Annotated in this window: 20 protein-coding genes; 10 read left to right on the forward strand and 10 right to left on the reverse strand. The window is 35.4% G+C overall.

Features of this window, described 5'->3' with window-relative positions; all coding sequences use genetic code 11:
• Nucleotides 1-130 precede the first annotated feature (130 nt).
• From RMN97_RS03685 to RMN97_RS03695, 3 genes are read left to right on the forward strand one after another with little or no spacing between them, the layout of a single operon-like run.
• Nucleotides 131-1,828 carry a hypothetical protein gene (locus RMN97_RS03685; RefSeq protein ID WP_309613169.1) on the forward strand — a complete coding sequence of 566 codons (1,698 nt, stop codon included), beginning with the start codon at nucleotides 131-133 and terminating at the stop codon, nucleotides 1,826-1,828.
• On the forward strand, nucleotides 1,821-3,071 hold the full coding sequence (locus RMN97_RS03690) for a radical SAM protein (RefSeq protein WP_309613170.1): 1,251 nt from the start codon (nucleotides 1,821-1,823) through the stop codon (nucleotides 3,069-3,071). Before RMN97_RS03685 ends, RMN97_RS03690 begins: the two co-directional genes overlap by 8 nt.
• A complete protein-coding gene (locus RMN97_RS03695) occupies nucleotides 3,072-3,779 on the forward strand; it encodes a sterol desaturase family protein (RefSeq protein WP_309613171.1) in 708 nt (235 codons plus the stop codon).
• Between the two features lie 52 nt (nucleotides 3,780-3,831).
• On the opposite strand, the gene RMN97_RS03700 is transcribed toward RMN97_RS03695, so the two are convergent.
• Both RMN97_RS03700 and RMN97_RS03705 read right to left on the reverse strand, forming a co-directional pair.
• Nucleotides 3,832-4,785, reverse strand: a complete 954-nt coding sequence (locus RMN97_RS03700; RefSeq protein ID WP_309613172.1) for a transketolase C-terminal domain-containing protein — start codon at nucleotides 4,783-4,785, stop codon at nucleotides 3,832-3,834.
• Nucleotides 4,786-4,789: 4 nt separating this feature from the next.
• Nucleotides 4,790-5,635 carry a transketolase gene (locus RMN97_RS03705; RefSeq protein ID WP_309613173.1) on the reverse strand — a complete coding sequence of 282 codons (846 nt, stop codon included), beginning with the start codon at nucleotides 5,633-5,635 and terminating at the stop codon, nucleotides 4,790-4,792.
• A gap of 191 nt (nucleotides 5,636-5,826) precedes the next feature.
• On the opposite strand from RMN97_RS03705, the gene RMN97_RS03710 reads away from it, so the two are divergent.
• The 7 genes from RMN97_RS03710 (at nucleotide 5,827) to RMN97_RS03740 (ending at nucleotide 13,799) form a co-directional block, all read left to right on the forward strand.
• Nucleotides 5,827-6,222 (forward strand): response regulator, encoded by a 396-nt coding sequence (locus tag RMN97_RS03710; protein ID WP_309613174.1) that lies wholly within the window; start codon nucleotides 5,827-5,829, stop codon nucleotides 6,220-6,222.
• A 321-nt stretch (nucleotides 6,223-6,543) separates the two neighbouring features.
• Complete coding sequence (gene tgt / locus RMN97_RS03715; RefSeq protein WP_309613175.1) at nucleotides 6,544-7,674, forward strand: tRNA guanosine(34) transglycosylase Tgt; 1,131 nt, start codon at nucleotides 6,544-6,546, stop codon at nucleotides 7,672-7,674.
• Nucleotides 7,675-7,745: 71 nt separating this feature from the next.
• The gene (locus RMN97_RS03720) at nucleotides 7,746-8,831 is read left to right on the forward strand and encodes an LptF/LptG family permease (protein WP_309613176.1); all 1,086 of its coding nucleotides are present in this window, start codon (nucleotides 7,746-7,748) and stop codon (nucleotides 8,829-8,831) included.
• Nucleotides 8,818-9,699: a DMT family transporter gene (locus RMN97_RS03725; protein ID WP_309613177.1), complete on the forward strand. Its 882-nt coding sequence runs from the start codon at nucleotides 8,818-8,820 to the stop codon at nucleotides 9,697-9,699. Before RMN97_RS03720 ends, RMN97_RS03725 begins: the two co-directional genes overlap by 14 nt.
• Nucleotides 9,700-9,811: 112 nt before the next feature.
• The gene (locus RMN97_RS03730) at nucleotides 9,812-10,765 is read left to right on the forward strand and encodes an acetyl-CoA carboxylase carboxyltransferase subunit alpha (protein ID WP_309613178.1); all 954 of its coding nucleotides are present in this window, start codon (nucleotides 9,812-9,814) and stop codon (nucleotides 10,763-10,765) included.
• A 140-nt stretch (nucleotides 10,766-10,905) separates the two neighbouring features.
• Nucleotides 10,906-12,453 carry a replicative DNA helicase gene (gene dnaB, locus RMN97_RS03735; RefSeq protein WP_309613179.1) on the forward strand — a complete coding sequence of 516 codons (1,548 nt, stop codon included), beginning with the start codon at nucleotides 10,906-10,908 and terminating at the stop codon, nucleotides 12,451-12,453.
• A gap of 86 nt (nucleotides 12,454-12,539) precedes the next feature.
• Nucleotides 12,540-13,799 (forward strand): asparagine synthetase B, encoded by a 1,260-nt coding sequence (locus RMN97_RS03740; RefSeq protein ID WP_309613180.1) that lies wholly within the window; start codon nucleotides 12,540-12,542, stop codon nucleotides 13,797-13,799.
• 6 nt (nucleotides 13,800-13,805) lie between these two features.
• Here the strand turns inward: RMN97_RS03740 and RMN97_RS03745 are convergent, their stop codons facing one another.
• The 8 genes from RMN97_RS03745 to RMN97_RS03780 form a co-directional block, all read right to left on the reverse strand.
• Nucleotides 13,806-14,345 carry a M23 family metallopeptidase gene (locus RMN97_RS03745; protein ID WP_309613181.1) on the reverse strand — a complete coding sequence of 180 codons (540 nt, stop codon included), beginning with the start codon at nucleotides 14,343-14,345 and terminating at the stop codon, nucleotides 13,806-13,808.
• Nucleotides 14,346-14,348: 3 nt separating this feature from the next.
• The gene (locus RMN97_RS03750; protein ID WP_309613182.1) at nucleotides 14,349-14,807 is read right to left on the reverse strand and encodes a DUF1569 domain-containing protein; all 459 of its coding nucleotides are present in this window, start codon (nucleotides 14,805-14,807) and stop codon (nucleotides 14,349-14,351) included.
• Nucleotides 14,808-14,840: 33 nt separating this feature from the next.
• Nucleotides 14,841-16,298: a hypothetical protein gene (locus tag RMN97_RS03755; protein WP_309613183.1), complete on the reverse strand. Its 1,458-nt coding sequence runs from the start codon at nucleotides 16,296-16,298 to the stop codon at nucleotides 14,841-14,843.
• 147 nt (nucleotides 16,299-16,445) lie between these two features.
• Entirely contained in the window at nucleotides 16,446-19,070 is a 2,625-nt protein-coding gene (cphA, locus tag RMN97_RS03760; RefSeq protein ID WP_309613184.1) for a cyanophycin synthetase, read from the reverse strand.
• A 296-nt stretch (nucleotides 19,071-19,366) separates the two neighbouring features.
• Complete coding sequence (locus RMN97_RS03765; protein ID WP_309613185.1) at nucleotides 19,367-20,260, reverse strand: alpha/beta fold hydrolase; 894 nt, start codon at nucleotides 20,258-20,260, stop codon at nucleotides 19,367-19,369.
• A gap of 31 nt (nucleotides 20,261-20,291) precedes the next feature.
• Complete coding sequence (locus tag RMN97_RS03770) at nucleotides 20,292-21,071, reverse strand: C4-type zinc ribbon domain-containing protein (RefSeq protein WP_309613186.1); 780 nt, start codon at nucleotides 21,069-21,071, stop codon at nucleotides 20,292-20,294.
• Nucleotides 21,072-21,074: 3 nt separating this feature from the next.
• Nucleotides 21,075-22,172 carry a Nif3-like dinuclear metal center hexameric protein gene (locus tag RMN97_RS03775; RefSeq protein ID WP_309613187.1) on the reverse strand — a complete coding sequence of 366 codons (1,098 nt, stop codon included), beginning with the start codon at nucleotides 22,170-22,172 and terminating at the stop codon, nucleotides 21,075-21,077.
• A 70-nt stretch (nucleotides 22,173-22,242) separates the two neighbouring features.
• Complete coding sequence (locus RMN97_RS03780; protein ID WP_309613188.1) at nucleotides 22,243-22,812, reverse strand: hypothetical protein; 570 nt, start codon at nucleotides 22,810-22,812, stop codon at nucleotides 22,243-22,245.
• Nucleotides 22,813-22,866: the final 54 nt, after the last annotated feature.

Raw genomic sequence — 22,866 nt, forward strand, 5'->3', positions numbered from 1 at the left:
AAAATCCCTATCAATGTAGATTGAACGGGATTTTTTTGTTTTAGAAACTCACTTACAATCTATTTTTGTATTTTTACATACTCCAAGTCTTTGATTTTTTCAATAGTTGTTTAATTTAAATGATTTCCCAATGAAAAAAGAACAAAGATTACAAGCTAATTCCATTCTTCAAACAATCAAAACTAAAAAAAGAGCCAATTTTTATATTTCTCTTTTAGTAGTAGTTTCATTTTTAAATTTAGTAGTCGGATGTTCCTATTACAGGATTAAATCTACTGATGCTAATTCGATGTCTTCCAAAATTAAACCCGAAACTCCAAAAGGGAAGGCCAAATATATTATCATTCATTCAGGATATCAAAAATGGCATCTGTCAGATGTAACATTTAATGAAGACACTAAAGAAGTATCCGGAACTTTAGACCTTTTTGATGAATCACATAATCTGTATGAGCCAAAACCAAATAAACACGGTCGCAGATACAAATTAAATAAAGTAGATAAAACAGAAGAGGTTCATCTTTATACCAGCAAAGAAATAACCGAATCCTCAGGACAGCAAATTACAATTCCATATACTGATATTTCAAAAGTGGAATTATATAATAGCGATTCAACCACAGCTGTCTTATCTGCGGTTGGAATAACTTTAGGTGTCATCGTATTAATCGCAGTGATTATAGTTGCCACAAAAAGTTCTTGCCCTTTTGTATATGTTAACGATGGAGATAGTTATGCCTTCAATGGCGAAATATATCCCGGAGCCATACTTCCTAATTTGGAAAGAGATGATTATTTAAAACTAAATGGCTTGAAAGATTCCAATGGATTATATAATTTAAAAATCACTAACGAACTAAAAGAAATTCAGAATACGGATTTAACAGAATTAATTGTGGTCAATCATCCTGAAAATTCTTTAGTGCTGATGGATCAAAAAGGAGAGGTTTATACGCTTCAAAATGAAGGGCAACCAATAAATGCCTATTGCAATGATTTTAAAGTGTCTACGAAACCTTTTTTAACTACAGATAAGCATTATTATTCCTTTAATACAAATGAATCAGTAACTAACCCGAATGAAGTCGTTTTAGAATTTGACAATAATCATAAAAGCGAATTGGGGAAACTTCATCTCAATTTAAAAAACACCTATTGGATGGACTATATGTATGGTAAGTTTAATGAACAGTTTGGTTCTTATTATAATACCTTTCACAAAAAACAACGAAAACTAGCAAAAGAAACCTGTGAGAAATGGCGTTCCGATCAATATATTCCATTAGCAATATATGTGAAACAAAATAAGGAGTGGAAATTTATTGAAAATATAAATACTGTTGGACCATTATCTGCCAGAGATATTATTGTTCCTATTCCACTTACTGGTACAAGTGAAAAAGTTCAAATTAAATTGGTTTCCGGTTATATGTTTTGGGATTTGGATTATGCTGGAATGGATTTCTCCAAAAATGAAAACGTAAAACTAACAACGCTAAAACCAATCACAGCTATTGATGAAAATGGAAATAATGTAACGGCACTTCTATCAGAAAAGGATAAAAAATATCTTGTTCAGCCAAGCATTGGTAATGAAGTAATCTTGAACTTTCCCGCTATAAAAGCAAGTCCGAATTCAAAACAAAGCTTTTTCTTTAAAACCAATGGCTATTATGAATATATCAGAGATTATAAAGGCAGCCCTAATTTCGTGAAGTTAAAAACCTTCAGGGAAAAAGGTGCTTTGAATGCGTATTCAATAGAATTGTATAAAGATTTTGTTTCCGATTCCAAAAACCTATCTCTAATAGCTTCAAAAAATGAATAGCAGCGAAACAAGTATAGACAATATTTCATTGCAATATCTGGAAAACATAGCTGTAACTGATGCTGTTATTGTTACTCAAACAAGTGTTAGAAAACAAAAAATGATAACAGGCATCAGGAAAGAAATAGTTCAGTTTCTTTATCGAATGACCATAGTTGGCATTGCCGTAAAAAGTTATAAAAATCCCTGGCATTGGATTGCTGTTCCTGTAGCACTTATCAAAAAAAGAAGAAGAAACATTGGTCAACGCCGATTATTCAAATTTGCTAATGTGGATGGCAGATACTATTGGGGATTATATACACCAGGATGGCAGAGTACTTCCTTTAATAATTTCATCGCTTCGGAAATGAACAGAATTATTCCGATTAAACAAAAGACAAATCGGTTTGTGAATACGTATGTGGCGATTACTAAAAAATGTTCTCTCCAATGTGAGCATTGCTATGAATGGGAAAACCTCAATAAAAAAGATGTTCTTTCTGCAGAACAGTTAAACAAAATTATTGCCACACTTCAGGAACAAGGTGTCAGTATAATTCATTTGACTGGTGGCGAGCCGCTTCTTAAAATGGAACTTATTACAACCATTCTTGAGAATGCCAACAAGAGTACTGATTTTTGGGTTTTAACTTCGGGTTTAAAACTAACAGATGAGAATGCAAGAAAACTAAAAGCATCAGGTTTAAATGGCGTTATGATTAGCCTCGACCATTATATTCCGGAAAAACACAACGAATTCAGAGGATTTAAAGATGCGTATTATTGGGTTGAAAATGGTGTGCTAAATGCCATCAATAATAATCTCGTTGTAGCGCTTTCTATTTGTGTAACCAAAGAGTTTACCACCTATGAAAATCTGATGCGTTATGTGGAATTGGCCCAAAAAATGGGCGTTTCATTTATCCAGATTTTAGAACCAAGAGCAGTTGGACATTACAAAGATTCCGATGTTGATTTGAGAGAAGAACAGTTGGAACTTTTAGACGATTTTTATATTGATATGAATTACAATTCAAAGAACAAAGATTTTCCGCTGATAAGTTATCACGGTTATCATCAAAGACGAATGGGTTGTTATGGTTCGGGCAATAGAAGCATGTATGTTGATACCGATGGTGATCTTAATGCTTGTCCGTTTTGCCAAAAAAAATCAAGTAATATTTTAGATGAAAACCTATCGGAATCATTAGAAAATTTACAAAGTTTAGGCTGTCAAAAATTTAAACAAGGAGTAGATTAAATGTTTTTAAACAACGACTATAGCTTACTCACCGGAGTACTAATTTTTGTATTAAGATATTGTCTTATTGCAGGGATTGCCTATTTTGTTTTCTATGTTTGGAAAAGAAAGGAATACATCCATTTGAAATTAAACCAAAAACAACCAGCTTTCAACCAGCTAAAAAGTGAACTGTTATATTCGGCCACAACATTACTAATTTATAGCACTTCTGTTTTTTTGTTGATTTATTGGTATCAAAACGGCTATACGAAGATTTATTTCAAAATAGAAACATTTGGTTATAGCTACTTTTTTTTGAGCATTTTGATGATGATAGTGTTGCACGATACATATTTTTATTGGTCGCATAAGATAATGCATCGATTACCGTTTTTATTTCGGTTTCATAAAATCCATCACTTTTCCCATAATCCAAATCCGTGGAGCGCCTTTTCTTTTCATCCTATCGAAGCCATAATTTCTCTGGGAATTATGCCAATAATACTTTTTGTGATTCCGGTTCATCCCTATGCGTTGATTGTATTTTCCACTTTTGTAACATTGTATAACGTATATATTCATATAGGTTACAAAGTAAATTTCTTGTTCATGGGAAGTGCCATCCAAAACACAGCCGAAAATCACGATTTGCATCACAGACTAAGCAAATACAATTACGGATTGTATTTTTCCTTTTGGGACAGAATTATGAAGACGTATAAATAATAAATCCCGCTCCTTTGGAACGGGATTTATTATAAAATATGTTGTTGGAGAATTATTTTCTCTTAATCACTCTTTCTACAGCTTCCACAATCGCTTGATTGTTTAACTTGTATTTTTCCATCAATTGTTCCGGAGTTCCGCTTTCGCCAAAGCTGTCGTTCACGGCCACAAACTCTTGTGGTTTCGGATTATTCAAAGCTAAAACTCTGGCAACGCTTTCGCCTAAACCTCCTAGGAAATTATGCTCTTCAGCTGTAACTACGAAACCTGTTTTTGCCACCGATTTCAAAATAGCAGCGTCATCTAAAGGTTTGATAGTATGAATATTGATAACTTCTGCCGAAATGCCTTTAGCTTCCAATGCTTCTGCTGCTAATAACGCTTCCCAAACTAAATGTCCGGTAGCAATAATCGTTACATCTGTTCCTTCGTTAAGCATAATCGCTTTTCCAATTACGAATGGCTCATCAGCAGGAGTAAAGTTAGGCACAACTGGGCGACCAAAACGCAAATAAGCCGGACCATGATGATCTGCTAAAGCAAGGGTTGCTGCTTTGGTTTGATTGTAATCACACGTATTGATTACCGTCATTCCGGGTAACATTTTCATCAAACCAATATCTTCCAAAATTTGGTGTGTTGCTCCATCTTCTCCTAAAGTTAATCCGGCATGCGAAGCACAAATTTTTACATTCTTATCGGAATACGCCACTGACTGTCGAATTTGGTCATAAACTCTTCCGGTAGAAAAGTTAGCAAATGTTCCGGTAAAAGGAATCTTTCCACCAATAGTTAAACCCGCTGCAATTCCAATCATGTTTGCTTCTGCAATTCCAACTTGAAAAAAACGCTCCGGATGGTTTTTCTTAAAATCGTCAAATTTTAACGAACCAATTAAGTCGGCACAAAGTGCTACGACATTTTCATTTTTTTGTCCTAGTTCGGTCATTCCTGCTCCAAAACCTGAACGGGTATCTTTACTTCCTGTGTTTTCGTATTTTTTCATAATGCTAGTAGTCTCCTAAAGTTACTGGGTTCTGTGCCAATCCAACTGCCAATTGTTCATCATTTGGTGCTTTTCCATGCCAAGCATGTGTGTACATCATAAAATCAACGCCATGTCCCATAACCGTGTGTAACAAAACACAAACTGGTTTCCCTTTACCTGTTCTGCTTTTTGCTTCGGTCATTCCTTTGATAATAGCTTCAATGTTGTTTCCTTCTTTGATTTCCATAACATCCCAGTCAAAAGCTTCAAACTTGGCTTTGATGCTTCCCATTGGTAATACATCATCTGTAGCGCCGTCAATTTGCTGCCCATTTAAGTCAATTGTCGCAATTAAGTTATCCACTTTTTTAGCAGGAGCATACATAATGGCTTCCCAGTTTTGACCTTCCTGCAATTCTCCATCACCATGAAGTGAATAAATTAAATGATTGTCTCCGTTTAGTTTTTTAGCTTGTGCCGCACCAATCGCAACAGACATTCCTTGTCCTAATGAACCCGAAGCCACACGAATTCCAGGTAATCCTTCGTGTGTTGTTGGATGACCTTGTAAACGCGTATTAAGTTTTCTAAACGTAGCCAATTCAGCTACAGGGAAATAACCGCTCCGAGCCAAAACGCTGTAGAATGCCGGCGAAATATGACCATTAGACAAGAAAAATAAATCCTCGCCAATGCCATCCATGTTGAAGCCCGGCTTTCTGTCCATTAATTGCTGATAGAGTACAGTAAAAAATTCAGTACAACCTAGTGAACCTCCAGGATGACCTGAATTTACGGCATGTACCATGCGAAGAATGTCTCTTCTAACTTGTGTTGAAAAATCTTGAAGTTGTTGTGTGTTAGACATTTTTTGTAGTTAAAAATTAAATGTTTTCAAAAGTAATTCTAATTTTTACGAATGGCAAAAGTTTTATAAAATAGTTATTAAGCGGTTATCAATAAAATAATATTCAAATTGAAATTATATAAGAAAAGGCAAATATTTTATAATTCATTATGGGGTAAAGACCAGTAACTTGTTACCTTAAAATCTACCAGATGAAAAAGGCAAAAAATATTTATTATTTAGACGATGATTTCGATGATTTAGGCTTCTTTAAAGAGATTGTTGAAGAATTGGGACATGATGTAAAAGTGTTTTCTGATGGACGAAAAATGCTGTTGGTTTTGGAAATTCAGGATGAAAGGCCAGATTTTATTTTCTTGGATATTCACATGCCGGTGCTTAATGGAGAGGAAATTTTGGAAATAATAAAAAAATCGGATGACTTGAAAGACATTCCTGTTGTTATGGTATCGGGAGCTTATCCTAAAAAATTACTTCAATATTGCTCCGATATGGGAGTAACTTGTTTGGTCAAAAGACACAATTTTCAGGAATTCAAACAGAATATTGCTGAAGTGTTAAAACAATTAGAAGTAATTAAAGCATAATTTTTAAATCATTAATTTAATATACAAGCCTGAAACTTTTCAGCCAAATCTTTATGTTAAATAAATCCTTTTTTTTGTCACCCTGAGCATTTGAAATTAAAAGGAGGACTGCCAGTGGTAATCAGGTATTAGACTATAGGTAGTTTTTACATTTCTATTTGTTAAATAAATTCACAATTGATAATTGACAATTGACAATTCTTTTATCTTTGTCGACTGATTAAAAGAAGAAAATGAAATGAGCCATTGGAAGATTTCTCGTTATTTTGAGATTACCTTGGCAAATTACATTTGACCTTTAAAAGACAATAAAGACGACAAATGAAATTTGACTTATTAGCGAATGACCCTAATTCGAAAGCACGTGCAGGAAGTATTACTACTGATCACGGTGTAATTGAAACCCCAATATTTATGCCTGTTGGTACTGTAGCCTCTGTAAAAGGCGTACATCAACGTGAACTAAAAGAAGAAATCAATCCTGATATTATTCTTGGAAATACCTATCATCTATACTTGCGCCCGCAAACAGCTATTTTAGAACAAGCCGGTGGTTTACATAAATTCATGAATTGGGATAGAAATATCTTAACGGATTCCGGCGGGTATCAGGTGTATTCGCTTTCGGCTAATAGAAAAATTAAAGAAGAAGGTGTAAAATTCAAATCGCATATCGACGGTTCTTACCACGTTTTTACTCCAGAGAATGTAATGGAAATTCAGCGCACAATAGGTGCCGATATCATCATGGCGTTCGACGAATGCACACCGTATCCATGCGATTATCGCTATGCACAAAAATCAATGAAGATGACGCACCGTTGGTTGGATAGATGCATCAGTCATTTAGAAAAAGTGCCTACAAAATATGGCTTTGATCAAACTTTTTTCCCAATTGTTCAAGGAAGTACCTATAAAGATTTACGTCAGCAATCGGCTGAATATATAGCCAATGCAGGACAACAAGGTAATGCTATCGGTGGACTTTCAGTTGGAGAACCGGCTGAAGAAATGTATGCTATGACCGAAGTGGTTTGTGACATTCTCCCGGAAGATAAGCCTCGTTATTTGATGGGCGTTGGAACACCAATAAACATCTTGGAAAACATTGCATTAGGAATCGATATGTTCGACTGTGTAATGCCTACACGAAATGCACGAAACGGAATGTTATTCACAGCAAACGGAACTATTAATATCAAAAATAAAAAATGGGAAGCCGATTTTTCATCACTTGATGAAATGGGTTACACTTTCGTGGATACAGAATATACGAAAGCCTATTTGCGCCATCTGTTCGCCGCCAATGAATATTTGGGGAAGCAAATTGCCACAATACACAATTTAGGTTTCTATATGTGGTTGGTTCGTGAAGCAAGAAAACATATCTTAGCGGGAGATTTCAGAACTTGGAAAGACATGATGGTAAAAAATATGAGCCAACGACTTTAATTGTTTGTAGTTTATTGTTTGTGGTTTGGATATAACCATAAATCATAAACCATAAACCATAAACTTGAACAATGTTAAAAATAATTGACAAATACATTCTCAAACGCTACTTAGGAACATTCGCTGTAATGTTGTTAATGTTTATTCCTATTGGGATAGTGATTGATGTTTCGGAAAAAGTCAATAAAATGATTGAGAATCACGTTGCTTTCTCAGCGATTGCTAAATATTATCTTGACTTTACCATCTATTTTGCGAATTTATTATTTCCAATATTTTTATTCCTTTCGGTAATTTGGTTTACATCAAAACTTGCCAATAACACCGAGATTATTGCCATTCTAAGTTCGGGTATTTCTTTCTCACGATTTCTTCGTCCTTATATTATAGGAGCAACGATTATATCGCTTTTTGCTTTGGTGATGACAATTTATTTGGTGCCCAATGCGAGTGCGGGGTTTAAAAGCTTTCGATATACTTATCTCACCAGCGGAGGAACTGATAATCTGCGTGATGATACCGATGTGTTTCGTCAAATCAGTAAAGATGAATATATTTTTGTGAGTAACTTTAATGAAGTTTCCAAAATGGCTTTTAATTTTTCGATGGAAAAATTTGAAGGAGACAAGTTAAAATATAAATTGTTAGCCAGTAGAATTAAATGGAATCCAAAAGCAAAAAATTACACCTTGTATAATTATACCAAAAGGAAAGTAGGTAAGTTTGGCGATATTATAGAATCAGGTGAAGTCAAAGACACTGTTTTTAAATTTGATTTAGAAGATTTAACGCCTGTGGTTTATATTGCGGAAACCTTGCCTTTAAATGAGCTTACTAAGTTTATTGATAAAGAAAAAACGCGTGGTTCTTCCAATATTAATGTGTATTTGGTAGTGCTTTATAAAAAATACAGTATTCCGGTTTCTGCTTTTATTCTAACAATCATTGCTGTTGCTGTTTCGTCTATGAAGCGTCGTGGCGGAATGGGAACCAACTTGGCCATCGGAATTATTCTAGCCTTTGCTTTTGTCTTTCTGGATAAAGTTTTTGGAGTTTTAGCCGAAAAATCTACCGCGCCACCATTACTAGCGGTTTGGACACCAAACTTTGTTTTTGGACTATTAGCTATTTATCTTTTACGAAATGCTAAGCGATAACCTTAAAAGTTATTTGCATCTCCATTTAATAGTATTCATTTGGGGATTCACAGCCATTTTAGGCGCACTAATTTCACTCGATGCTTTGCCATTAGTTTGGTTTAGAATGCTATTTGCCGTTGGATTTATTGCTATTTACATTGGTTTCAAAAAGCTGCCTTTACGAGTTTCTAAAAAAGCGTTATTACAGTTTTTGTTCTCAGGATTAATTATTGCCTTGCATTGGTATACTTTTTTTCATGCCATCAAGATTTCTAATATTTCAATAACGCTTGCCTGTCTCTCTACAGGAGCTTTTTTTGCGTCTTTATTGGAACCCATTTTATACGGAAAAAAGATTGTCTGGTATGAAGTGTTCTTCGGATTACTGGTGGTTTTTGGACTTTACATTATTTTCAATATAGAAGAAAACTATTTTTGGGGAATGTTGACTGCTTTAACGTCGGCTTTTCTATCGGCTTTGTTTGCAGTTATTAATAGTAAATTGGTAAAATCGCACGATGCAACTGTAATCTCTTTTTACGAGCTAAGTGGTGGCGTAGTATTCTTTACTATTCTGTTAGTATTTACACATAGTTTTACACCAACTTTCTTTTCGCTTTCGACTAAAGATTTTATGTATTTAATGATTTTAAGTTCGGTCTGCACGGCGTATGCTTTTATAGCTTCCACTGCGATAATGAAATTTTTAAGCCCTTATACTGTGATGCTTACTATTAACTTGGAGCCTATTTACGGAATCATTTTAGCGGTATTAGTATTCAAAGAAAAAGAAAGAATGAGCTTTGAGTTTTACATTGGAGCGGTCATTATTTTGCTAACAGTCTTGCTAAATTCCGTTATAAAAAGTTATAGAAAAAGAAACTAAATTGGCATTTCAATACGATTAATTTTGTTTGCAATAATCTGTAAAAAGTGCTTTTTATCACAATATAAAATTTTATATTTGCTATTCGATTAAATCAAAACGAACAAACCCTATGGAATATTTAGATTTTGAACTTCCTATAAAAGAACTAGAAGACCAACTCGATAAATGCCAGATTATTGGTGCCGAATCAAATGTAGATGTCACAGCAACCTGCAAACAAATTGAAAAAAAATTAGAAGAAACTAAAAGAAAAATATACAAAAATCTTACCGCTTGGCAACGCGTACAATTATCACGTCATCCCAACAGACCGTATACTTTAGAGCATATTACGAACTTGACTAAAGGAACTTTTTTGGAACTTTTTGGAGACCGAAATTTCAAAGATGATAAAGCCATGATAGGTGGTTTAGGTCAAATAGATGGTCAGTCGTTTATGCTTATCGGACAACAAAAAGGAATCAATACCAAAATGCGTCAGTTGCGTAATTTTGGAATGGCAAGTCCAGAAGGTTATCGTAAAGCCTTGCGTTTGATGAAAATGGCGGAGAAATTCAACCTTCCTGTCGTGACTTTAATTGATACTCCGGGAGCTTTTCCTGGATTAGAAGCTGAAGAACGCGGACAAGGTGAAGCAATTGCCCGTAACATCTTTGAAATGGTGCGTCTTAAAGTGCCTATTATCTGTGTTATCATTGGAGAAGGTGCTTCTGGTGGCGCGCTTGGAATAGGTGTTGGGGACAGAGTTTTAATGATGGAAAACACTTGGTATTCTGTTATCTCACCTGAATCATGTTCTTCAATTTTATGGAAAAGTTGGGAATATAAAGAACAAGCTGCTGATGCTTTGAAACTGACTTCAACTGATATGAAAAAAATGAAATTGGTTGATGATGTTATCCCGGAACCACTTGGTGGAGCACATTACGATAAAGAAACGGCTTTCAAAACTGTTGAACAATATATCATGAAAGCGTTTAACGAATTAAAAGATTTATCAACAGAAGAGTTAGTAGCTCAAAGGATGGATAAATACAGTAAGATGGGCGAATACAAGGAGTAAATTCTTATAAATTTTACTAAAATCCGAAGCCCTACAGTTTCGGATTTTTTTTTGGTTATCAACAAAAAAAAGAAACTTATAAACAACCATCTTGAATAACTCAATTCAAAAAAATTCATCAAAATAGTTACTTTCGCTACATGGAAAATCTCAGAAATATGAACCCTATAAAAGTAGATAAAACTACTATTATAAACTTAGAAAAAGGTAAGCTGCCACCACAAGTACTCGACCTAGAGGAAGCGGTGTTAGGCGCCATGATGATTGACAAAAAAGGGGTTGATGAGGTTATCGATATACTGCAACCTGATGCTTTTTACAAAGAAGCACACAAGCATATTTTCGAAGCTATTTTTCAGTTATTCACAGATTCTCAACCTATTGACTTATTAACAGTTTCAGCTCAGCTAAAGAAGAGCGCTAAATTAGATTTGGCTGGTGGCGATTTTTATCTGATTCAACTTACCCAAAAGATATCATCTTCGGCTCACATCGAGTTTCACTCTAGAATTATTTTACAGAAATACATTCAACGAAGCTTAATAAAAATCTCTTCTGAAATCATCGAAGAATCGTATGATGAAACTACAGATGTTTTTGATTTATTAGACAAAGCCGAATCTAAACTATACGAAGTAACACAAGGAAACATCAAACGTAGTTCTGAAACCGCTCAAAGTTTGGTAATCCAAGCCAAAAAGCGAATCGAAGATATTGCTAACAAGGAAGGAATGAGTGGAATTGCCACTGGTTTTGATAAGCTGGACAAAATAACTTCGGGTTGGCAACCTTCCGATTTGATTATTATTGCAGCTCGTCCCGGTATGGGTAAAACCGCATTTGTACTTTCTATGGCAAGAAACATTGCAATTGATTTAAATCAACCGGTTGCATTATTTTCATTAGAGATGTCATCAGTTCAATTAATCACGCGTTTAATTTCATCTGAAACCGGTTTGTCTTCCGAGAAATTAAGAACCGGAAAACTAGAAAAACACGAGTGGGAACAGCTTTCTACTAAAGTAAAAGATTTAGAAAAAGCTCCTTTGTATATCGATGATTCACCTTCGCTTTCTATCTTTGATTTAAGAGCTAAAGCACGTCGTTTATCATCGCAACACGGAATAAAACTCATCATTGTCGATTATTTGCAATTGATGACTGCCGGCGGAAGCAACGGAAAAGGAATGGGTAATCGTGAACAGGAAATCTCAACCATTTCCAGAAATTTAAAAGCTTTAGCCAAAGAATTAGAAATTCCGGTAATTGCATTGTCTCAGTTATCGCGTGCTGTTGAAACGCGTGGTTCAAGTAAAAGACCATTGCTTTCTGACTTACGTGAATCGGGTGCGATTGAGCAGGATGCCGATATTGTTTCGTTTATTTATCGTCCTGAATATTACAAAATTGATGAATGGGATGATGAAGAGCAAACACCAACTGCAGGTCAGGCTGAATTTATCATCGCTAAACACAGAAACGGTTCGTTAGAAAGCATTCGTTTGAAATTCATCGGAAGTCTTGGTAAGTTTGATAACCTCGAAGAATACGGAAGCACTTTTGATGATTTGCCATCGAAAATGAATCATGATGATAATCCGTTTATGACGAAAAATTTACCGTCAGCGAATGAAGCTTTTGGAAGCAATATTAATTCCAATGACGACGAAAGCGATGTTCCATTTTAAAAATACAATCCCGACTAATTCTCGGGATTTTTTTATGTTTTTCTTCACACTAAATCTATTATCTTTGGGTCTATTATTTACTAAAGATGTTTAAAAAGTCACTCTATATTTTCCTGATTCTAATTTCCTTTTCCGCTAAGGCAAATTTTATTTTGTTGCCGATGGATGATACTACTCAAAAAAACCATCTTAAAGCATACGGAATTACCTATTGGGCATTGGACAAACAATACAAAGCCAGTTGGTTATTAAACTATCGTGGCGGTTCTTTTCTATTACCTGATGTTCCCGAAATCAGAAAGGAATGTCAAATCAGAGGTGTGAGTTTTGAAGTCTTATCAGATGCGGAAATGCAGTCTATAGTAGCTGATATTTCAAGTCCATCACAAAATATGGAAACAGTAGTTTTGGAAAAAGCTCCAAAAATTGCAGTTTATTCACCTCCGGGAAAACAACCTTGGGATGACGCTGTTACAATGGTTTTGACTTATGCTGAAATTCCGTTTAAAGTCGTTTATGATGAAGAAGTGTTGAGTGATCAATTGTTGTTATACGATTGGCTGCATTTGCATCACGAGGATTTTACAGGACAATACGGGAAGTTTTACGGAGCGTATCGCAATGCGCCTTGGTATATTGAACAAAAGAAAGATGCCGAAGCCTTAGCTACCAAATTAGGTTTTGCTAAAGTGTCTCATGATAAATTGGCTGTAGCCAAAAAGATTCGTGATTTTGTGATTGGTGGCGGATTCATGTTTGCCATGTGTTCGGCAACGGATAGTTTTGATATTGCACTTTCCGCTGAGGGAGTTGATATTTGCGAGCCAATGTTTGACGGCGACGATAGCGAGTCAAATTACCAATCAAAAATTGATTATAACAAAACCTTTGCGTTCAAAAATTTTATTCTGGATAGAAAGCCCGATCACTATGAGTTTTCGGATATTGACATGACAGAAAAACGCCGAGTTCCTTTTGAAAAAGATTATTTTACCTTGATGGAATTCTCTGCAAAATGGGATGTTATTCCGAGTATGCTGTGCCAAAATCACACCCAATTGGTAAAAGGTTTTATGGGACAAACAACAGCTTTTGACAGTGAATTGATAAAGTCAAATGTGTTGATTTTAGGAAAGAACGAATTGAATGAGGAAGCGCGTTATATTCACGGACAAAAAGGAAAAGGTTTTTTTACTTTCTATGGCGGTCACGATCCCGAAGATTACCAACACAGAGTAGGAGATGAGGCAACGGTTTTAGATTTACACCCAAATTCTCCGGGTTTCCGATTAATTTTGAACAATGTATTATTTCCTGCTGCGAGAAAGAAACCGCAGAAGACCTAGACATAGTTAATAGCTGGTTTTTTTATTAAGCTTTTCAATTGGATTTAAATACCACATCTTTTTCCAACCTTGATGATCAGTATCAATGCGCCACAAATAGGGAATCAAAGTCGAAACTGTAAAATGTAAATGTGGAGTTTTACCTTTTGCATTTCCGGAAGTCCCAACAGTACCAATTGTGTCTTTGTGTCCAACAAATGAAAAAGTATGCGTTTTTATTTCATCCAAATGTGCGTAATAGTGGATTCTCCATTTTGGTCCTAAGACTGCAACAACATTGCCTCCCATACTAATTTGGCCACAATAAACAACAAGACCTTTAGTTGAAGAAATAATTGGCGTACCAGTTTTAGCAAATATATCAACTCCTTTGTGTGTACCCGATTTACCCCAAGGATAATACCAAAAGGATTCCTTATTATAACTGTCTTTAGTTGCGCCAACTACAGGCATTTTGAAATTCTCGGGTATTATCAGCCCAATAATCATTATGTATAGCATTAGAAGCAGCACTTTTTTTGTTGGGGAAATTTTCTTCTTTGTCATGTGTTATAACCTATTGATATCCTCAATTATCTTCAAATGATGTTTCGTATGCAATTTCAAAAACCAAATGGCAGATTTCAATTTCAAATCTCCAAAAAACGGATGCGTAAAATAACTTTTAGAGGGAAGCGTTGAAATGTTCGCGATATTCTTTCTAGCGAGTTCGAGTTTGGCTTTCAATTCATCAATCGTTGCAATAGCAACAGGCTTGACTGCTTTTGGCACTCTGACTTTTCCTCTTGGAATTGTATTTACAATTTGGATTAAGAGCCTCATCTTATTCAACTTCCACTTATAATTTTCCGGATTCGAGTTTTTGAGTTCATCAACTACGGTATTAATCACCAACAAACTATGATCAATTTGCCAACCGATTGTTGCGTTTGAAACAGCAGGATTTGTTTTTTCAAAATTGGAAATGTGCGATTCTAGTTGGTCTAAAATTAATTGTAGTTTTTTCATATCCAAATCATCTAACTCCCATTCCTTCAGTCATTATTTACAGTTTTGATATTCTTGTGCAATTCTGCTCAGGTTGTCTTCATTTTTTAAATCAAATTCATTTTTTTTAATATCCTCCGATAGGCTTCTACATGCTTTTAAATAATCGGCCAATTGCACACTCAAATTTTCAGTGCTTCTGCGGTCTAACATTTGCCCTTTGGCTTCGGTTGCAATTTTGATAATATATTTTTCAGTTTCCACCGGATCGTGTAATACCATGATTTTTTCTTCTTTGTGAATCATTTGGAAGAAAAAGGCGTTATCAAAAGCAAAATTACCAATGTTTTGCATTTTTTTCATGGCTTCTCCTTTAACGGCCATACCATAATAAAAAGTTTCCTTGTTATTTTCTGTAATACAGAAATAGGCATTGCTGCTCGCTTTAAAGCTTTTATTGCGTTCCTGATTTTTTTCGTTTCTATAAGTGATACTGACTCTTTTCCCAAAATTATCTGCAGTATCTTCTGGCAATACTTGTCCGGTTTCGTTAATGTCTAACATTTGAAAATAAATGCTGATAACACCGTCATAACGTTTACCTTCTCCATCAATCAAGTATCCTTTTTTCTTATAGATGTTGACGCTTCTTTCTTTTGCCAAAGCTATTTTAGCCGCAAGTAGTTTGGCATTTTCATCACGAATTTGGTGTCCGAGCGTGTAGCCGCGGGACACAACATCCCATAGAAATTCATTTAGGAAAGTTGTGTTTCCTTCAGAGTACATGCTTTTTGTCACCAATTCGTATGTTTTGTCGTCAAATGTTGTAATTTTAAAATTAGCTCCTAAGCTTACAAATCCTAAAGAGGCTGCTTTATTGCCATCAATATCATAAATGTATGCATAATCACGTGCTCCGCCACCAACTATGTAGGGCTCAGTAACCATTCGGCCGACAATCACCAATTTTCCTCCTTGTGTAAACGTAATGCTTTTGTCATTTTGAATTTGCGGATTGTATTGAGATTTTATTTGTTGTACTTTTTTCTTTTGCTCGTCACCGTCAATCTTGGCTGATGCAACGGTTTTACCATATTTATCACTTAGGCTTTCTCTTTGTGTTTCAAAGAAGGTCGCTAAGGCTTTATCGTTTATTCCAGAAGCATCAAGTAAATTATATTTTACTGCTAGATTGTGGGCAATAATACGTTTTACGTCAAAAGCAGTGATCAGTACATCATGTGGAATCTCGGTTTTGGTTTTCCCGTCGGCGCTGGTTACTTCAAGCCATTGGTAAAACTGTGTGTCATTTACGGACAGTCCTTTGAAATCAACAGAAAATTTCTTTTCGCCACTTAGTGTTGAGAAATCGTAATGATCTCGGAACGGTTCGGTGATGATAGCTATTTCTGCTTTGTCATAAAGAATTTTATCTTTTTTAATCTGGATTTTTTGACCAAAGGTCATACAGGTAAGCAGCAATGTGAATATAAGAAAAGTTATTTTTTTCATTGTTTGATTTTTAGAAGAACAAATGTAAAGTAATACATTTATACTTTTCTGATTAACAGTTTTTTTTAAGTTAATTTGACGTTTATTACTGTAAAAAAATCCCAAAAACCTATTGGAATTTGGGATTTATATAATGAGTTTTAATTTTTAAATATTTCCATCTTCACTTTCCTTATCCAAATATTCTTGGACAATATTTATAGCATTAGTTACTACATCGCTTAATGCAGTAATAAACGAACCTTCTTGCGCATTATTTATAGCATGCTTTATGGCTTCCACTTCTTTAGGGATAATCTCATGGGTAACATTTCTACCGCTTTCATTTATTCCTTCCATAATTAAATCAATGATTTCTTCTTCGGTTCTGCCACGTAAATATTTCTCTTGGCGGATGATGATATGATCAAACATTCGTGCCGCAATGGTAGCACATTCTTTAATATCTTCGTCACGACGGTCACCAACACCTGCAATGATTCCAATTTTTTTGGTGGCTTCAACAGAGCTTAAATATTCTTCAACACCTCTGTATCCAGATGGATTATGAGCAAAGTCAATCAATACTTTGAATTTTTTGAACTCAAAAATGTTCATTCTTCCCGGCGTTTGTGCCGCACTCGGAATGAAGGTTTGCAATGATAGACTAATATCTTCGGTTTTAAATCCGTGTAAGTAACTTGCCAAGGTTGCAGCCAACACATTAGCAATCATAAATTTGGCTTTTCCACCCATGGTTAACGGAACGTGAGTGGCTCTTTCCACTCTGATTTTCCATTCACCTTTTTTGATGGTGATATATCCATTTTCATAAACGGCCACAATTTTACCTTCTTTAGAAAACTGTTTTACTTTTGGATTATTTTCATCCATACTAAAGTAAGCGACATTGCAACTTAATTCGTTGGCAATTTTCAAACATTGTTCGTCTTCGGCATTCAAAATTGCCCAACCATCTTTCTTAACGCTCTTTACAACCGTACTTTTTACACGAGCCAAATCATCTAAAGTGTGAATATCACTCAATCCTAAATGATCTTCCTGAATGTTGGTTATAATCGCAATATCACAACGGCTAAAGCCAAGTCCTGAACGAAGAATTCCGCCACGAGCCGTTTCCAAAACAGCAAATTCAACTGTTGGATCTTTCAAAATATATTCAGCAGAAAGTGGTCCAGTAGTATCGCCTTTTTCCATCATGTGGTTTTGAACATAAATTCCGTCCGATGTGGTGAAACCAACTTGATACCCATTATTTTTTACAATGTGAGCCAAAAGTCTTGTAGTGGTAGTCTTTCCGTTGGTTCCGGTAACCGCAATAATCGGAATACGACTTGGTTTTCCCGGAGGATAAAGCATATCAATAACTGGTGCAGCAACGTTTCTAGGCAATCCTTCTGAAGGTGCCAAGTGCATACGGAATCCTGGTGCAGCATTCACTTCCAAAATACAACCTCCGTTTTCTTTCAAAGGTTGGGTTAGATTTTCTGCCATGATATCAACACCACAAACGTCTAATCCAATTACGCGGGAAATTCTTTCGCAAAGGAAAATATTTTCTGGATGCATCATATCCGTCACATCAATAGAAGTTCCGCCAGTACTCAAATTTGCAGTTGATTTTAGATAAACGATTTCTCCTTTTTCAGGAACGGTTTCCAGTGTGTAACTTAATTTTTCTAATAAATCGGTTGTATCTCTATCGACATCAATTTGGGTTAAGACATTCTCATGTCCATAACCACGACGCGGATCTTTATTCGTTTCGTCGATTAACTGTTGGATGGTATGTTTTCCGTTGCCTTTCACGTGTGCCGGTTCACGTTTAGCAGCCGCTACTAATTTATTATTAATAACTAAAACTCTAAAGTCATAACCGGTGATAAATTTTTCGACAATAACTCTATGGCTGTATTTTTTGGCGTAAGCTAAACCTTCTACAGCTTCTTCTCTGGTTTTTACATTAATGGATGCGCCTTTTCCGTGATTTCCATCCAATGGTTTTAACACAATTGGATAACCAATTTTTTTGATAACTTCATCCAAATCTTCTTCATCAACACAAATTCCACCGTTTGCAACCGGAATTGAAGCAGCATCGAGCATTTTTTTAGTTTGCTCTTTGTTACACGCAATATCTACGGCAATGCTGCTTGTTTTGCAGGTAATCGTCGCTTGAAAACGCATTTGATTGATTCCGTAACCTAATTGTACTAAAGAGTTTGTTCCTAATCGAATCCACGGAATATCTCTAGAAACGGCATCTTCTACGATACTTCCTGTAGATGGACCAAGTCGAACGCGCTCTCTGATTTCACGCATTTTCTGAATATCAGCTTCAAGGTCATACTCAGTTCCGGCAATTAAAGCCTCGGCTATGGCAACGGAACTTTCGGCAGCAAACATTCCGACATTTTCTTCGGTATAACTAAAAACTACATTGTATATTCCGGGAGTTTTGGTTTCACGGGTTCTTCCGAAACCAGTTTCCATTCCGGCAAGGGTTTGAATTTCTAAAGCAATATGTTCAATTACATGTCCCATCCAAGTGCCGCGTTCAATGCGGGAAAAGAATCCGCCGCGAACACCTTCAGAGCAGCGATGCTCAATCATTGTTGGAAACATAGCTTCTATTCTTTCACGAAAACCATCAATTTTGTTGGTTGGGAATTGTTCCATTTCTTCCAAATCAAGACGCATTTGGATTAATTTCTTACGTTGAACACTCCAAATATTGGGACCGCGAAGTGCTTGTATCTTATCTATTTTCATGATTGGAATAATTAGTAAAAGTAATTAGTAATGATTTTGTTAAAAATAGGAAATTTTTAGTGTTGAATTGTATTTTTTTTACAGAAATGGTAAAAAAGTAAAGAGGTCATTTAAGTTGTATTGATTTTCAGAATTTTAAGATAACTGAAACACACGACAATTCCTAATTAGCCCCGATAGAAGAGGAAATCCTTTTTATTTTAGCAAAAGCACTTCGACTGCGGTAAGTGAGACAATAAAAAGATTGGAGCAGATAGCGGGAATAAGGAAACCAAGAAAGCCCGAGCCAATCGCTCTTAAATAAAATCAATTATTTTTTTATACAAATCGTCGTCATGCATGCTGTGTCCTAAACCAGTAGTTTCAATATAAATGGCCTCTTTCCAGGTTTTTGCATATTTGCGACCTTCGTCTATAAGTACGACTTTATCTTCAGTGTCGTGTGCGATGAATGCTTTTTGGGTAAAGTTTTTGGCAAATTGATGTCCCGAAAAATCATCGATATGAATGTTGAATTTTTCAAGATAATAATTCTCTAACTGGGTTTTAACTTTATCATTTAAACTCAAAAGTTTTACAAAATTATCGCTCAAAATTTTAAAATCAGAAGGTGCACCAAGAAGTATTACTTTTTCGATTGTGGGATTTTTGTATTTGTTCAAATAAAAAGAAATCGCAGCACCACCTACAGAATGACCGATGACAATTTTGGGTTGGTATTTTTGCGTTAACACATTAATATATTCGGCATATTTTGGAGCGTTGAATTCTGTTCCTTCGCTCAATCCGTGTGCCGGAGCGTCAATTGCGATAATGGTTTTTCCCAAAGGTTTTAGATGGGTCAGTAATTTTTTCCATCGAGAAGCATTGCTTTCCCAACCATGAACCAAAAGAATTATTTCTTCATTAGCTTCGCTCCGTTCGGATTGCTTCGCCAGTTCGCTATCGCTCGTGTCGCCTCGGGTGCCATGCCAAATATAAGTTTGGAACTTTTCAGTTTGGTATTCAAAGGTTTCATAGGTTACGTTCTGTAACGTTTTTGGTAATTTTTCTTTTTTGATTCTGCCTTTTCTAGGTTGGCTAAAAAGTTGGTACGCTTTGTTTTTAGCTTCCTCCAAATTGACATAGCTCAATGCATTGAGATATAACCCAATTGATTTTGTGATGATAAAAAATTGAATTTTCTTCATAAAAAAATCCCGAGCGAGTCGGGATTAATTATTATAGGTGAGCAAATAATTTTTGCATTTTTTCTCTTTCTTCTTCAGCCAATGAAGCATCTACTAAGATTCTTCCTGAATGCTCATCGGTGATGATTTTCTTTCTGGCAGCGATTTCCACTTGTGTTTGAGGTGGAATTGTAAAAAATGAACCGGCAGAAGCACCACGTTCAATAGATACAACCGCTAAACCATTGCGAACGCTAGAACGAATTCTTTTGTAAGCGGCCAATAATCTTTCTTCGATTAAGGCCTCATATTCAGCAGATTTTTCGATTAAGAAGGCTTCCTCTTTTTGAGTTTCAGCCATGATATCGCTCAATTCTGCTTTTTTATGTTTTAGATGCGTCGTTTTTTGGTCTAATTTTTCTTTAGAATTTGTAATTACTTCTTTTTTGTGTTCGATAGAAGCTTTCAGTTCTTTGATTTGTTTTTCGGCCAATTGAATTTCCAATTCTTGGAATTCTACTTCTTTAGTCAAAGAGTTGAATTCTCTATTGTTACGGACTTCTTTTTGTTGAACCGTATATTTTTTTATTGCTGCTTGGTGATCGTCAATGTTGTTTTTCTTTGTTTTGATTTGCTCTTCGATAGCAACCAAATCACTTTTCAATTTATCTAAACGAGTGCTTAAACCAGTAACTTCATCTTCTAAATCTTCCACTTCTAAAGGCAATTCGCCTCTTACATTTCTGATTTCATCAATTCTTGTATCTATGATTTGAAGGTCATAAATAGCTCTTAATTTGTCTTCAACATTTAGTTCTTTTGTAGTCGCCATATTTTATAAGTACTTAACAGGATTTGTATTTTCTTCCGAAAAATTGACTGCAAAATTAGGGATTTTTTTCTTAAGAAAATCAACAATATAATTTTTTGTAAATCTTTCACTTTCAAAGTGTCCGATATCTGCTAAAACTATCTGATTTTCAGCTTCATAAAAGTTGTGATACTTCAAATCGGCAGTTAAAAAAACATCAGCATTTGCCTGAATAGCGTTCTTAATGGCAAAACTTCCCGAACCACCAAGCACAGCAACCTTCTGAATGGGTTTTCCAAGCATAGTGCTATGGCGAATCGAGCCGCATTGCATTTTATCTTTTACGAAATTTAAAAATTCGGTTTCACTCATTGGTTTTTCGAGTTCGCCTATCATTCCTAGGCCGATATTTTGATGTGTGTTTTGCAAGTCGTAAATCTCGTAAGCCACTTCTTCATAAACATGATTTTTGAAAAGCGCTTTTAAGATTTTGGATTGCAGCTGTTTTTCAAAGGTCACTTCAATTTTGATTTCTTCGTTTTCAACAAATTCGAAGCGCTCTCCAATTTCTGGGTTGCTGTCTTCGTTGCCCATGTAGGTTCCGATACCTTTAGAATTGAAGCTACAATCTTCGTAGTTGCCGATCTTTCCGGCACCGGCTTCAAACAAAGCATTACGCAATTCCTCAACGTTTTCGGGAATGGTATACGTTACAAGTTTTTGTATGAAGTTTTGTTTTGGAACCAAAATCCTAGTGTTTACCATACCCAATACATCACTAAAAATTTTGTTCACGCCGTTTTTATGATTGTCCAAAGCCGTGTGAACCGCATAAATAGCAATGTCATTTTTGATGGCTTTTAAAACTGAACGCTCTACATAATTCTTACCTGTAATTTTCTTCAAGCCTGAAAAAATAATAGGATGGAAGCAAACCACTAAATTGCATTTTTTAGCAATGGCTTCCTCAATCACACTTTCTAAAGCGTCGTGACAAACTAGAATTCCGGTTGCTTCATTTTCCTGATTCCCGACAAGCAAACCAACGTTGTCAAAATCTTCGGCATAAGCCAAAGGCGCCATTTCTTCTAGGATTGAGAGTATTTCTTTTATTTTACTCATGCGATAATATTAGTTTGGTATTGTTTCACCAGTTCGCTTGCGCTCGTGTCGTGAATCTTCGATTTCATTTTTAAGTTGCCCATTCGTTTAAATATTCTTTAATCGTCCAAATGCCATTTACTTTTTCAAGCAGCATAAAACTGCCGCTATTATGTTCGATACTTCGATAGAAAGCAATTTTCACTAAGGCAAAATTGTTATTGGCAAAATAAATAGGTTTGTTAACAATCATCAAACGCTGGTTGTTCTCACCATAGCGGTCGGAAACTACTTTGTATTCTTCAAAAGACAAACAGGCATTGACTTTGCTTTTCAAATATTGGTTTTGATTGTCAAACAAGAGGTTGTAAGTGGCAGACCAATCTTCATCAATACCAATTACGATTTGCTTTTTGATTTCGGAAGCATTCTTTTTGAGTAAATCACTTTTTGAAATTACTTCTAAAACTTCCTCGTTGTTAGGCGCTTTTTTGCAATAAAAACTCAACAATTGCAGTCTTCCTTTAGCGATTACTTTTTCGTTTTTGTAGTATTTGGAAAAAATTATTTTCAAAATAGCCGAATTATCCGCTTCTTGCGAAAAGGCAACAGTAGAAATCAGTAGTAAAACGAATACGGTTTTTAGTAATTGGAATTTCATTTGTATTTGGTAAATCGAATAATTTCATTCAAATATAAAAAATCGTTACTTTCG

This window comes from Flavobacterium sp., from assembly GCF_031381455.1.
Lineage (GTDB): Bacteria > Bacteroidota > Bacteroidia > Flavobacteriales > Flavobacteriaceae > Flavobacterium.